This is a genomic window from Suttonella indologenes (assembly GCF_900460215.1).
Taxonomy (GTDB): Bacteria; Pseudomonadota; Gammaproteobacteria; order Cardiobacteriales; family Cardiobacteriaceae; genus Suttonella; species Suttonella indologenes.
Map to the genome: position 1 here is coordinate 98335 of NZ_UHIA01000004.1, position 13263 is coordinate 111597.

Sequence of the window (13263 nt, forward strand, 5' to 3'; positions counted from 1 at the left end):
GGTGTTGGAATGAAAGAAATTATTGCTATGTACGGGCCACAGAATGTGGCGGAAGATTTTGATCAAATCCGTATTGGATTGGCATCGCCTGATGTGATTCGTTCTTGGTCTTACGGCGAGGTAAAAAAACCCGAAACCATTAACTACCGTACCTTCAAGCCGGAGCGTGATGGTTTGTTCTGCGCGAAAATCTTTGGTCCGATGAAGGATTATGAGTGCTTGTGCGGCAAATACAAACGTTTGAAACATCGCGGCGTGGTCTGTGAACGTTGCGGTGTAGAAGTGACCAAAGCCTCTGTGCGCCGTGAGCGTATGGGGCATATTGACTTGGCAACGCCTGTCGCCCATATTTGGTTTTTAAAATCTTTGCCCTCGCGTATTGGTTTGCTATTAGACTTGACCTTGCGCGAAATCGAGCGGGTCTTGTATTTTGAGTCCTTCATTGTGCTTGATCCGGGCATGACGCCTTTGGAAAAAAATCAGCTCTTAAATGAAGAAGCCTATCATCAGGCGGTTGCCGAATATGGTAATGAATTCAAAGCAATGATGGGTGCTGAAGCGATTCAATACATTCTTAAACATATGGATTTGGCGGCTGAAATTCAGGATATCCGCGAACAGTTGGAAGCGACGAATTCCGAAACCAAAAGCAAGCGTTTGTTAAAACGCTTGAAACTCATGGATTCCTTGCTGCAATCGGGCAATAAACCGGAGTGGATGATTTTAGAAGCCCTGCCTGTGTTGCCGCCGGATTTGCGTCCATTGGTGGCATTGGATTCCGGTCGTTTCGCCACTTCGGATTTGAACGATTTATACCGCCGCATTATTAACCGTAATAACCGCTTAAAGCGTTTGTTGGAGCTATTTGCGCCGGATATTATTGTGCGCAATGAAAAACGCATGCTGCAAGAAGCGGTGGATTCCTTATTGGATAATGGTCGTCGCGGTCGTACTGTAACCGGTTCTAACAAACGTCCTTTGAAATCCTTAGCTGATATGATTAAGGGTAAGCAGGGACGTTTCCGTCAAAACTTGTTAGGTAAGCGGGTTGATTATTCCGGACGTTCTGTCATCGTGGTTGGTCCGACCCTGCGCCTACATCAATGCGGTTTGCCCAAGCGCATGGCATTAGAATTGTTTAAACCCTTTATTTTCCATCAATTGATTTTAAACGGACATGCGCCGACGATTAAGGCGGCAAAATTGATGGTAGAGCGCGATGAGCCGCAGGTTTGGGATGCGCTGGAATATGTGATTAGCGAACACCCTGTGATGCTTAACCGCGCACCGACTTTGCATCGTTTGGGTATTCAGGCCTTTGAGCCGGTCTTGATTGAAGGCAAGGCGATTCAATTGCATCCTTTGGCTTGCTCGGCATTTAACGCCGACTTTGACGGCGACCAAATGGCGGTGCATGTGCCTTTGTCTTTAGAAGCGCAATTGGAAGCGCGCGCATTGATGATGAGTTCGAACAACATCTTGTCGCCGGCAAACGGCGAGCCGATTATCGTGCCTTCACAAGATATGGTATTGGGGCTTTACTATATGACGCGTGAGCGCATCAATGCCAAAGGCGAAGGGATGCGTTTTGCCGATGTGGCGGAAGTTGAGCGTGCGTATCAAAGCGGCTTGGTGGATTTGCAGGCGATCATTGAAGTGCGCTTGAAAGTTTATGCCGACGGCGATACGGCGGATACGGCGCCGGTGCGTGTCAAAACAACGGTTGGCCGTGCTTTGTTATCGCAAATTCTGCCGGCGGGTCTGGGTTTTGTCCATATTGACAAGCCGATGAAGAAAAAAGCCATTTCCGCTTTGATTAACCAATGCTATCGCCAATTAGGCTTGAAAGATACGGTTATTTTGGCTGACCAGCTGATGTACACAGGTTACCGCTATGCGACCCGTTCTGGTTCTTCAATCGGCATTGTGGACATGGTTGTGCCGGAAGCGAAGCAGGAAATTTTGGCAAAAGCGGAAGGCGAAGTTAAGGAAATTGAAGAGCAATTCTCTTCAGGTTTATTAACTGCCGGTGAGAAATACAATAAAGTCATCGATATTTGGTCGCGCACCAATGACCAAGTTGCTAAGAAAATGATGGAGCAACTGGGTAAAGACAAAGTAACGACACGTGACGGACAAGAGGTTGAGCAGGATTCTTTCAACTCGGTCTTTATGATGGCGGATTCCGGTGCGCGGGGTTCTGCGGCACAGATTCGTCAGTTGGCCGGTATGCGCGGCTTGATGGCGAAGCCGGATGGTTCGATTATCGAAACCCCGATCACGGCGAATTTCCGTGAAGGTTTAAACGTATTGCAGTACTTTATCTCTACGCATGGTGCGCGTAAGGGCTTGGCGGATACCGCTTTGAAAACGGCAAACTCCGGTTATTTAACGCGTCGTTTGGTCGATGTCGCGCAAGATGTCGTGATTACGGAAAAAGATTGCGGCACGAGCGAAGGTATTGAGATTCAAGCGGTGGTAGAAGGTGGCGATGTGGTCGTCTCATTATCAGAGCGCGTATTGGGTCGGGTATTGGCAGAGCCGGTCAGCGACGGCAATGATGACATTGTTTTGCAAGCCGGACAGTTGCTGGAAGAAGCTGAAATTCAAATTTTGGAAAAAGCCGGTGTTGATCGCGTTAAAGTACGTTCGGTTATTACCTGTCAATCGCGTCACGGCGTATGCGCACAATGTTACGGTCGTGATTTGGCGCGTGGCCATCAAGTGAATGTCGGCGAGGCGGTAGGCGTAATTGCGGCGCAATCAATCGGCGAACCCGGAACGCAGTTAACCATGCGTACTTTCCATATTGGCGGTGCGGCACAAAGTTCGGCGGCGGTCGGCAGTATTGAAGTGAAAACCAACGGTCATGCGCGTCTGTCTAATATTAAGACCGTTACTAACAGCGAAGGCAAACTGGTAGCGGTATCGCGTTCCGGAGAATTGTCCATTCTCGATAAGAACGGTCATGAACGCGAGCGCTATAAACTGGCCTACGGTGCGATTTTGAATATCGTTGACGGCGATGAAGTCAAACAAGGACAAACAGTCGCAATGTGGGATCCGCATACGCATCCGATTGTTGCCGAAGTGGCGGGGCGCGTCAGCTTCTTTGATTTTGAAGAGGGTGTGACGGTGCAAACCTCATCTGATGCCGATACCGGTTTGACGGTGCAAACCGTGATGGAAAACTCGCAGCGCCCAACCTCGGCGAAAGATAAGCGTCCCTTGATTCAGTTATTGGATGAAAACGGTAAGGCAATTACGCAATCAGGCTCGGAAATTCCGGTGAACTATTTCTTACCGGCGGGTGCGATTGTCAATTTGCTTGACGGCGCAGAAATTCGCGTAGGTGATGTTTTGGCGAGAATGCCGCAGGCTTCCGGTAAATCAGCAGATATTACAGGCGGTTTGCCGCGCGTGGCAGATTTGTTTGAAGCGCGTAAACCGAAAGAGCCGGCAATTCTGGCGGAAATGACCGGAACGGTTGCTTTCGGTAAAGAAACCAAAGGTAAGCAGCGCTTGATTATCAACGGCGAAGAAGGGGAATCTTTAGAATTATTGATTCCTAAATGGCGGCGTTTAAACGTATTTGAAGGCGAGCAAGTGAAAAAAGGCGAGGTGCTTGCTGACGGCGAGCCGAATCCGCAAGATATTTTGCGTTTGCGTGGCGTACATGAATTAAATGAACATATCGTCCGTGAAATTCAAAATGTTTACCGCTTGCAAGGCGTAAAAATCAACGATAAACATATTGAAGTGATTGTACGTCAAATGTTGCGTAAAGCTTTGGTGGTCGATGCGGGCGAATCGCGCTTGATTCCCGGCGAACAATTGGAATTGAATCGCGTCTTGGAAGTGAATGACAAATTATTGGCAGAAGGCAAGCTGCCGGTACGTTACGAACCGGTGCTGATGGGAATTACCAAAGCCTCTTTGGCAACGGATTCGTTCGTATCAGCGGCTTCTTTCCAAGAAACCACCCGCGTATTGACGGAAGCTGCCGTGGTCGGACAAGCGGACGATTTACGCGGACTGAAAGAAAATGTGATTGTGGGTCGCCTGATACCGGCAGGTACGGGGCTGGCTTATCATCAACAGCGTCGAGAATTGCGTTATGCTGAACAATCATTAGAACTGATGCAGCAAAACGAAGCGGCGCAAACTGTTGCAGAAAACGTTGCCGGGCATGAAGATGCTTGACTTTTGCAATAGATAACAGTACTATCCCGCACCTTTGACGCGGTTTAGCGAATTGTTTTTAAGATATTAACGCTTTGGAGAATAAAAAATATGGCAACTATTAACCAATTGGTGCGCAAACCGCGCGTCAAGCAAGTTGATAAAACAAATGTCCCTGCATTGCAGGGATGCCCTCAAAAACGCGGTGTATGTACCCGTGTTTATACTACAACACCTAAAAAGCCTAACTCAGCTATGCGTAAGGTTGCGCGTACGCGTTTAACTAACAAGTATGAAGTAACTGCCTATATCGGCGGTGAAGGTCATAACCTACAAGAGCACAGCTTAGTGCTTATTCGAGGCGGGCGTGTAAAAGATTTGCCGGGTGTGCGTTATCACATCGTGCGCGGTGCATTGGATACAGCAGGTGTTAAGGATCGCAAACAAGGTCGTTCAAAATACGGCACCAAGCGTCCTAAATCATAATTTCTAGGAAAAGAAAACATGTCAAGAAGAGTACGTGCGCCTGTGCGCCACATTTTGCCCGATCCGAAATTCGGGAATATCGTTGTTGCTAAATTTGTAAACATGCTGATGGTAAGCGGTAAAAAATCGGTTGCGGAAAGCGTTGTTTACAAAGCATTAGAAGCTGCTGCCGAGAAGAAACAAATGCAGCCGGTAGATGTGCTTGAAGAGGCTTTGGAGAAAGTTCGTCCGGCGGTAGAGGTAAAATCTCGTCGCGTAGGCGGCGCCACTTATCAAGTGCCGGTTGAAGTGCGTCCGGTGCGTCAAAATGCATTGGCAATGCGTTGGTTGATTGATGCGGCTCGTAAACGTAATGAAAAATCAATGGCAGAGCGTTTGGCTCACGAGTTGGTTGAGGCGATTGAAGAGCGCGGCGCAGCCGTTAAGAAGCGTGATGATACGCACCGCATGGCAGAAGCAAACAAAGCCTTTGCTCACTTCCGTTGGTAATCCAACCTTTTAAATTTGGAGATTTTACGTGGCACGTGAAACCGTAATTGAACGATACCGCAATCTAGGTATCATGGCGCATATTGATGCAGGTAAAACAACAACTACTGAGCGTATCCTTTTCTATACTGGTGTTTCGCATAAATTAGGCGAAGTGCACGAAGGTGCAGCGACAATGGACTGGATGGAGCAGGAGCAGGAGCGTGGTATTACAATTACTTCTGCGGCAACGACTTGCTTCTGGGAAGGAATGGCAAAGCAATTCCCTCGTCACCGTATTAATATTATTGACACCCCGGGGCACGTTGACTTTACCATTGAAGTAGAGCGTTCATTGCGTGTGTTAGACGGTGCTTGTTTGGTGCTTTGTTCTGTTGGTGGCGTGCAGCCGCAAACGGAAACTGTGTGGCGTCAAGCAAATAAATACCGCGTGCCGCGTATTGCTTATGTCAATAAAATGGATCGCACCGGAGCAAACTTCCTGCGTGTTGTTGAGCAAATGCGCGACCGTTTGAAAGCTAATCCGGTTCCTTTACAGATTCCTGTAGGGGCGGAAGATACCTTTAAAGGTGTTGTTGACCTTATCAAGATGAAAGAAATTATCTGGAATGAAGATAATAAAGGTACATCATTTGAATATGCCGATGTTCCTGCTGATCTGCTTGAGCAGGCGACAAAATTGCGTGAGCAATTGGTAGAAGCGGCAGCGGAAGCAAATGAAGAATTGATGAATAAGTATTTGGAAGAGGGCGAGTTAAGCGAAGAAGAAATTGTTCGCGGTTTGCGTGAGCGCACGATTGCCAATGAGATTATTCCTGTAGTATGCGGTTCGTCTTTCAAAAATAAAGGCGTGCAAGCAATGTTGGATAAGGTGATTGAGTTATTGCCAAGTCCGGTTGATGTGCCGGCTATTCAGGGTGTTGACCCGAATACGGAGGGAACAGATTCGCGCGAATCAAGTGATGAAGCGCCTTTCTCTGCTCTGGCATTTAAGATTGCAACCGATCCTTTTGTTGGAACGCTAACCTTTATTCGTTGCTATTCAGGTGTTTTAGAAGCCGGTTCAACTGTTCTGAATTCTGTAAAAGATAAAAAAGAGCGTATCGGGCGTATGGTGCAAATGCACGCTAATACTCGTGAAGAGATTAAAGAAGTCTTGGCAGGAGATATCGCGGCTTGTATCGGTTTGAAAGATGTGGTCACGGGTGAGACTTTATGTGATGTGAATAAGCCGATTATTTTAGAGCGCATGGAATTCCCCGAGCCTGTTATTTCGGTTGCGGTCGAGCCTAAGACAAAAGCTGACCAAGAAAAAATGGGTATGGCTTTAGGTAAGTTGGCGCAAGAAGATCCTTCATTCCGTGTGCATACAGATGAAGAAACAGGGCAGACCATTATCTCCGGTATGGGCGAACTGCATCTTGAGATTATTGTTGACCGCATGAAACGTGAGTTTAAAGTTGAAGCAAACGTTGGTGCTCCTCAAGTGGCTTATCGCGAAACAATCCGCGAATCTGTTGAGCAAGAGGGTAAATTCGTACGTCAATCAGGCGGTCGCGGTCAGTTTGGTCATGTGTGGTTGCGTATTGAACCTCAAGAGCCGGGCTTCGGTTATGAATTTGTCTCGGCAATTGTTGGCGGTGTGGTTCCTAAAGAATATATTCCGGCAGTTGATAAAGGTGTTCAAGAGCAAATGCAAAATGGTGTCTTGGCAGGTTATCCATTAGTAGATGTTAAAGTTACCTTGTTTGACGGTTCTTACCATGAGGTTGACTCATCTGAGATGGCATTTAAACTTGCTGCTGCAGAAGGGTTTAAGCAAGGGGCTCGCAAAGCTAAGCCTGTCTTGCTTGAGCCGATGATGAAGGTAGAAGTCTCGACCCCAGAAGATTATATGGGCGATGTGATCGGGGATTTGAACAGTCGTCGCGGTTTGATTCAAGGTATGGATGAAGAGTCAACAGGCAAAATCATCCGTGCTCAAGTGCCTTTGGCAAATATGTTTGGTTATGCAACTTCTCTGCGCTCATTGAGTCAGGGTCGTGCAAATTACTCGATGGAATTCGATTGCTATAATGAAGCGCCGAATAACGTCGTTGAAGAAGTCATTAAAAGTAAATCTTAATTCCTTGACGGAGAAAAAATATGTCAAAAGAGAAATTTGAACGTACGAAGCCCCACGTAAACGTGGGCACGATCGGTCACGTAGACCATGGTAAAACGACGCTGACAGCGGCATTGACCAAAGTGGGTGCAGACCGTTTTGGCGGGCAATTCAAAGCCTACGACCAAATTGACGGTGCGCCTGAAGAACGCGCTCGCGGTATTACCATCTCTACTGCACACGTAGAATACGAATCCCCAACCCGTCACTACGCACACGTAGACTGCCCGGGACACGCCGACTATGTGAAAAACATGATCACCGGTGCGGCACAAATGGACGGCGCAATCCTCGTATGTTCGGCGGCAGACGGTCCGATGCCGCAAACTCGCGAGCACATCCTTCTGTCTCGCCAAGTAGGCGTACCATACATCGTCGTATTCCTGAATAAAGCTGACATGGTTGACGATGCGGAACTGCTTGAGCTCGTTGAAATGGAAGTTCGTGAACTCTTATCGGACTACGACTTCCCCGGTGACGACACCCCAATCATTGTGGGCTCGGCACTGAAAGCTCTGGAAGGCGATACCTCGGACATCGGCGTTCCGGCAATCGAAAAACTCGTTGAAGCACTGGACAGCTACATCCCGGAGCCGGAACGAGACATCGACAAACCATTCCTGCTGCCAATCGAAGACGTCTTCTCAATCTCAGGACGCGGCACCGTAGTAACCGGACGTGTAGAGCGCGGTATCGTTAAAGTAGGCGACGAACTTGAAATCGTAGGACTGCGTCCAACAGCAAAAACCACCTGTACAGGTGTAGAAATGTTCCGCAAACTCCTAGATCAAGGACAAGCGGGCGACAACGTTGGCGTACTATTGCGTGGTACCAAACGTGAAGACATCGAACGCGGACAAGTATTGGCAAAACCGGGTACTATTACCCCGCACACCAAATTTGAAGCCGAAGTATACGTGCTCTCTAAAGAAGAAGGTGGACGTCATACCCCATTCTTAAAAGGCTACCGTCCTCAATTCTACTTCCGTACCACGGACGTAACAGGCGAATGTATCCTTCCTGAAGGCACAGAAATGGTCATGCCCGGAGATAACGTAAAAATCGAAGTTCAACTGATTCATCCAATTGCGATGGACGAAGGCTTGCGTTTTGCGATTCGTGAGGGCGGCCGTACAGTTGGTGCCGGTGTTGTGGCGAAAATTATTGAGTAATGACAATGGCAAGTACACAAAAAATTCGTATTCGATTAAAGTCCTATGATCATCGCTTGATAGATTCTTCTGCCAAGCAGATTGTAGAAACGGCTAAGCGTGCCGGGGCGCAGGTAAAAGGTCCTGTGCCCTTGCCGGTAAAAAAAGAAATCTATACCGTATTGATTTCTCCGCATGTTAATAAAGATGCTAGAGACCAATATGAGTTGCGTACTCATAAACGGATTATGGATATCATTGACCCTACAGACAAAACTGTAGATGCGTTGATGAAGCTTGATTTGGCTGCAGGTGTTGACGTTAAGATTGAATTGCAGTAAAATCGCGCACCTTTCGTTAGTTTGAAGGCGAAGAGGGTTACCCGCCCTCCTCTCGCCTTTTTCATTTACTGAGGATTATTTATGACAATGGGTTTGGTGGGTCAAAAAATAGGAATGACCCGAATATTTGATTCGGATGGTTCTGCTAGCGCAGTAACCGTTATCGAAGTTCAGCCTAATGTGATTTCCCAAATTAAAACGCTGGAGAATGATGGTTATACGGCTGTACAGGTGTCTATTGGTGAACGTAAAGCAAATAAAGCTAATAAAGCATTGGCTGGTCATTTTGCAAAAGCAAATATTGCCGTTGGTTTGCTTACCAAAGAGTTTAGATTGAGCGAAGAAGAAGTTGCAACATATTCTCTTGGCGCAACAGTTGAGCTCTCTTTGTTTGCTGAAGGGCAAAAGGTTGATGTGCGCGCTCGTAGTATTGGTAAAGGTTTTGCCGGTACGATTAAGCGTCATAATTTTAGAGGGCAGCGTAACTCGCATGGTAACTCTCTTTCACATCGCGTTCCAGGCTCCATCGGGCAGAACCAAACACCAGGGCGTGTATTTAAAGGTAAAAAAATGTCAGGGCATATGGGGAATGTGATGCGCAGCGTTCAGAATCTTGAAATTGCACGTATTGATGCAGAACGTAATTTGATTCTGATTAAAGGCGCCGTTCCTGGTAGCAAAGGTGCTTATGTCACTATTCGCCCATCAGTGAAAGGATAGGAGATAGTATGGAATTGCAATTTAAAAATGGTTCTGGAACTGTTTCTGTGGCGGATAAGATTTTTGCTGCGGATTTTAATGAAGCCTTAGTGCATCAAGTTGTAACTTCTTTCTTGGCTGGCTCTCGTTCTGGTACGAAAGCGCAAAAGACGCGTTCCGAAGTATCTGGCGGGGGTGCAAAACCTTGGAAGCAAAAAGGTACGGGTCGTGCGCGTGCGGGCTCTATCCGCTCTCCAATTTGGCGTAAAGGTGGCGTTACTTTTGCTGCTAAACCACGAGATTTTGAGAAGAAAGTTAATCGAAAAATGTATCGTGCTGCAATTTGTTCAATATTGTCGGAATTGCATCGTCAAGAGCGTTTGAGTGTAGTTGATGCATTTGTTTTAAATGAAACTAAAACAAAAGAATTCCTTGCTAAATTGAATGCAATGAATGTTGGGCAAGATGTTTTATTAATATTGGCTAATGTTGAACCGTCTGTGTATCTCAGTGCTCGCAATATAACAAAAGTAACCGTTATAGATGTTAAGGCCATAGATCCTGCATTGTTATTGCGTCATGAGCATGTTGTTGTTGATAAAGCTTCGCTGGAAGCAATGAATGAGTGGTTGTCATGAAACAAGAAAGATTGTTGCAAATTATTCAGGCGGCGCATGTAACCGAAAAAACTTCTGGCTTGGCGACTGTTAATCAACTCGCATTCAAAGTAGAAAAGACAGCTACTAAGGAGGAAATTCGTGCAGCTGTGGAGTCTTTACTTGAAGTCAAAGTGATTGCGGTAAATACAGTTGTTATAAAAGGTAAGGCAAAGCGTTTCCGTGCCCGTATGGGAAGTCGAAAAGATTTTAAAAAGGCTTATGTGAGTCTTGATAAGTCTGTCGATATGGAAGCATTGTTATCGGAGCAAAGTTAAGGGGTAACTAATGGCTATTATTAAACATAAACCTACTTCTGCTGGTCGGCGCTTTGTCGTAAATGTTACTCGTCCAGAGTTGCATAAAGGACAGCCCTTTGCTGCCTTGGTTGAAAAACAAACTCGTGGCAGTGGGCGCAATAATGCCGGTCGTATTACGACTCGTCACCGTGGTGGCGGTCATGCGCAAAAATATCGTATTATTGATTTTAAACGTCAAAAAGATGGTGTTGATGCTGTTGTTGAGCGTCTAGAATACGATCCAAATCGTACCGCACATATTGCTCTGCTTAAATATGCTGATGGAGGGCGTCGCTATATTATTGCTGCGCGTGGCATGAAAGCAGGTGATCAGTTACGTAGCGGCGATGATGCGGCGATTAAAACAGGAAATTGTTTGCCGTTGCGCAATATTCCGGTTGGTTCAGTAGTTTTTTGCGTAGAGATGAAACCGGGGAAAGGTGCTCAATTAGCGCGTAGTGCCGGAGCCTCTGCTCAATTGGTTGCTCGTGAAGGTAAATATGTAACTTTACGTTTGAAATCAGGTGAACGCCGCAAAGTTTTGGCTGATTGTAGAGCTGTCTTAGGCGAAGCAAGTAATCATGAACATAGTTTGCGTTCATTAGGTAAAGCCGGTGCCAAACGTTGGCGCGGTATTCGTCCGACTGTTCGTGGTGTCGTTATGAACCCGGTTGACCATCCTCATGGTGGTGGTGAAGGACGTACTTCAGGTGGTCGTCATCCTGTGAGTCCATGGGGTCAGCCAACTAAAGGTAAGAAAACGCGCACCAATAAGCGTACTGATAAGTTGATCGTCCAACGTCGTAAGAAGAGAGGCTAAAATATGGCACGTTCATTGAAAAAAGGCTTCTTCATTGACCTGCATTTAGCAAAAAAAGTTGATGAGGCGGTTGCTAATAAAAGTAAAAAACCGATTAAAACTTGGTCTCGTCGTTCGATGATTACCCCGGAAATGATTGGTTTGACTTTTGCTATTCATAATGGAAAACAGCATGTTCCTGTGTTAGTGAGTGAAGATATGATTGGTCACAAGCTTGGTGAGTTTGCACCTACTCGTAACTATCGTGGTCATGCAGCAGATAAAAAAGGCAAATAGGAGTAAAAAATGCAATCTACAGCAAAATTACGCGCTGCCCGAATTTCTGCTCAAAAAGCGCGCTTAGTGGCGGATCAAATACGTGGCAAACATGTTGAAGAAGCAGTGGAAATATTGACTTTTAGCAATAAAAAAGCAGCTGCAATTATTTTGAAATTGTTGAATTCAGCTATTGCTAATGCAGAAAATAATGAAGGCGCAGATATTGACGAATTACATGTCGCTGAAATACAAGTGGGTGAAGGAATGAGTATGAAACGCTTCACTGCTCGTGCTAAAGGACGTGGAAATCGTATCACTAAACGCACAAGTAATATTTTTATTCGCGTTCAAGAGCGCTAAGAAAGGAAAATTTTATGGGTCAAAAAGTACATCCAATCGGTTTCCGCTTAGGAGTCTCAAAAGACTGGGTATCAAAATGGTATGCAGAGGGACGTGATTATGCGGATTATTTAGAAAAAGATTTTGAAGTTCGTGAATATATTCGTAAAAAATTAGCTCAAGCTTCTGTGAGTAAAATTCAGATTGAACGCCCTCGCAATGGCGCTCAAATCACAATTTTTACTGCTCGTCCCGGTATTGTCATCGGTAAAAAAGGTGAAGATATTGAGATTTTAAAGAAAGAAGTCAGTAAAATTTTAGGTGTTCCGGCTTCCATTAACATTGAAGAAATTCGTCGTCCTGAATTAGATGCTTATTTAGTAGCTGAAGGCATTGCTCAGCAATTAGAGCGTCGGGTTATGTTCCGCCGTGCTATGAAACGAGCGGTCGCTTCTACTATGCGTTTAGGCGCTTCGGGTATTAAAGTTGCTATTTCCGGACGTTTAAATGGTGCTGAAATTGCACGTACCGAATGGTATCGCGAAGGACGTGTGCCGCTTCATACGCTTCGTGCTGATATCGACTATGGTTTGGCGGAAGCGAATACAACATATGGCGTCATTGGCGTGAAGGTATGGATTTTCAAAGGGGAAAATCTTAATGGTGTAGATGCGGCAGAAGTTGCTCCTCGTGAAAATGCAGATGACAAACGCAATCGTCGCCCAGCTAAACAGCGTGCTCGCCGTAATAAAGAGAAAGGTGAATAACAATGTTACAACCAAAACGTACTAAATTCAGAAAACAGCAGAAAGGTCGTAACCGTGGTACGGCTCAGTCTGGTAATTCAGTAAGCTTCGGTGAGTTCGGGTTAAAAGCAACAACCCGAGGACGTATTACAGCACGCCAAATCGAGGCGGCGCGTCGTGCAATTAATCGCCATGTAAAACGTGGTGGCCGCATGTGGATTCGAATTTTTCCTGATGTTCCTGTAACAAATAAACCATTAGAGGTTCGTCAAGGTAAAGGTAAAGGTAATGTGGAATATTGGGTTGCTAAAGTTCAGCCTGGTACCGTGCTTTATGAGTTAGAGGGCGTAAGCGAGGAACTTGCTCGTGAGGCTTTTCGTTTGGCAGCGGCAAAATTGCCTGTTTTGACAGTATTTGAAACGCGCAAGGTGATGTAATGAGCTTAGAAGATCTAAAATCAAAAGATGTAGATGGGCTGCGCACAGAATTAATTGAATTGCGTCAAGCTCAGTTGAAATTGAGATTGCAAAAAGGTAGTGGACAACTGGAGCAAACACATCAAATTCGCCAAGTGCGTCGTGATATTGCTCGTGTTAAAACACTGTTGACGCAACAGAATATCAAGGTGTAAGT

General features: G+C 46.0%; 15 protein-coding genes. All 15 read left to right on the forward strand.

The window, feature by feature from the left end; translation table 11 throughout:
* Nucleotides 1-9: 9 nt before the first annotated feature.
* The 15 genes from rpoC to rpmC all read left to right on the forward strand — a co-directional run bounded on the left by rpoC (nucleotide 10) and on the right by rpmC (nucleotide 13261).
* Nucleotides 10-4203 (forward strand): DNA-directed RNA polymerase subunit beta', encoded by a 4194-nt coding sequence (gene rpoC / locus DYC63_RS04400; protein ID WP_115218130.1) that lies wholly within the window; start codon nucleotides 10-12, stop codon nucleotides 4201-4203.
* Between the two features lie 90 nt (nucleotides 4204-4293).
* Nucleotides 4294-4668: a 30S ribosomal protein S12 gene (rpsL, locus tag DYC63_RS04405; RefSeq protein WP_115218131.1), complete on the forward strand. Its 375-nt coding sequence runs from the start codon at nucleotides 4294-4296 to the stop codon at nucleotides 4666-4668.
* A gap of 18 nt (nucleotides 4669-4686) precedes the next feature.
* On the forward strand, nucleotides 4687-5157 hold the full coding sequence (gene rpsG, locus DYC63_RS04410) for a 30S ribosomal protein S7 (RefSeq protein ID WP_115218132.1): 471 nt from the start codon (nucleotides 4687-4689) through the stop codon (nucleotides 5155-5157).
* Between the two features lie 28 nt (nucleotides 5158-5185).
* Nucleotides 5186-7282 (forward strand): elongation factor G, encoded by a 2097-nt coding sequence (fusA, locus tag DYC63_RS04415; protein ID WP_115218133.1) that lies wholly within the window; start codon nucleotides 5186-5188, stop codon nucleotides 7280-7282.
* 20 nt (nucleotides 7283-7302) lie between these two features.
* Nucleotides 7303-8493 (forward strand): elongation factor Tu, encoded by a 1191-nt coding sequence (tuf, locus tag DYC63_RS04420; protein ID WP_115218122.1) that lies wholly within the window; start codon nucleotides 7303-7305, stop codon nucleotides 8491-8493.
* A 5-nt stretch (nucleotides 8494-8498) separates the two neighbouring features.
* On the forward strand, nucleotides 8499-8813 hold the full coding sequence (rpsJ, locus tag DYC63_RS04425; RefSeq protein WP_115219467.1) for a 30S ribosomal protein S10: 315 nt from the start codon (nucleotides 8499-8501) through the stop codon (nucleotides 8811-8813).
* 81 nt (nucleotides 8814-8894) lie between these two features.
* Nucleotides 8895-9533 (forward strand): 50S ribosomal protein L3, encoded by a 639-nt coding sequence (gene rplC, locus DYC63_RS04430; RefSeq protein WP_115218134.1) that lies wholly within the window; start codon nucleotides 8895-8897, stop codon nucleotides 9531-9533.
* A gap of 8 nt (nucleotides 9534-9541) precedes the next feature.
* A complete protein-coding gene (rplD, locus tag DYC63_RS04435; protein ID WP_115218135.1) occupies nucleotides 9542-10150 on the forward strand; it encodes a 50S ribosomal protein L4 in 609 nt (202 codons plus the stop codon).
* Nucleotides 10147-10446 (forward strand): 50S ribosomal protein L23, encoded by a 300-nt coding sequence (rplW, locus tag DYC63_RS04440; RefSeq protein ID WP_172459417.1) that lies wholly within the window; start codon nucleotides 10147-10149, stop codon nucleotides 10444-10446. The genes rplD and rplW overlap by 4 nt, the downstream gene beginning before the upstream one ends.
* 10 nt (nucleotides 10447-10456) lie before the next feature.
* Nucleotides 10457-11287: a 50S ribosomal protein L2 gene (gene rplB / locus DYC63_RS04445; protein ID WP_115218137.1), complete on the forward strand. Its 831-nt coding sequence runs from the start codon at nucleotides 10457-10459 to the stop codon at nucleotides 11285-11287.
* Between the two features lie 3 nt (nucleotides 11288-11290).
* Nucleotides 11291-11563 carry a 30S ribosomal protein S19 gene (rpsS, locus tag DYC63_RS04450; protein ID WP_115218138.1) on the forward strand — a complete coding sequence of 91 codons (273 nt, stop codon included), beginning with the start codon at nucleotides 11291-11293 and terminating at the stop codon, nucleotides 11561-11563.
* Nucleotides 11564-11572: 9 nt separating this feature from the next.
* Nucleotides 11573-11905 carry a 50S ribosomal protein L22 gene (gene rplV, locus DYC63_RS04455; RefSeq protein ID WP_115218139.1) on the forward strand — a complete coding sequence of 111 codons (333 nt, stop codon included), beginning with the start codon at nucleotides 11573-11575 and terminating at the stop codon, nucleotides 11903-11905.
* 14 nt (nucleotides 11906-11919) lie between these two features.
* The gene (rpsC, locus tag DYC63_RS04460; RefSeq protein WP_115218140.1) at nucleotides 11920-12651 is read left to right on the forward strand and encodes a 30S ribosomal protein S3; all 732 of its coding nucleotides are present in this window, start codon (nucleotides 11920-11922) and stop codon (nucleotides 12649-12651) included.
* Between the two features lie 2 nt (nucleotides 12652-12653).
* Nucleotides 12654-13067 carry a 50S ribosomal protein L16 gene (gene rplP / locus DYC63_RS04465; RefSeq protein WP_115218141.1) on the forward strand — a complete coding sequence of 138 codons (414 nt, stop codon included), beginning with the start codon at nucleotides 12654-12656 and terminating at the stop codon, nucleotides 13065-13067.
* Nucleotides 13067-13261 (forward strand): 50S ribosomal protein L29, encoded by a 195-nt coding sequence (gene rpmC / locus DYC63_RS04470; RefSeq protein WP_115218142.1) that lies wholly within the window; start codon nucleotides 13067-13069, stop codon nucleotides 13259-13261. The genes rplP and rpmC overlap by 1 nt, the downstream gene beginning before the upstream one ends.
* The last annotated feature ends 2 nt before the right edge of the window (nucleotides 13262-13263 follow it).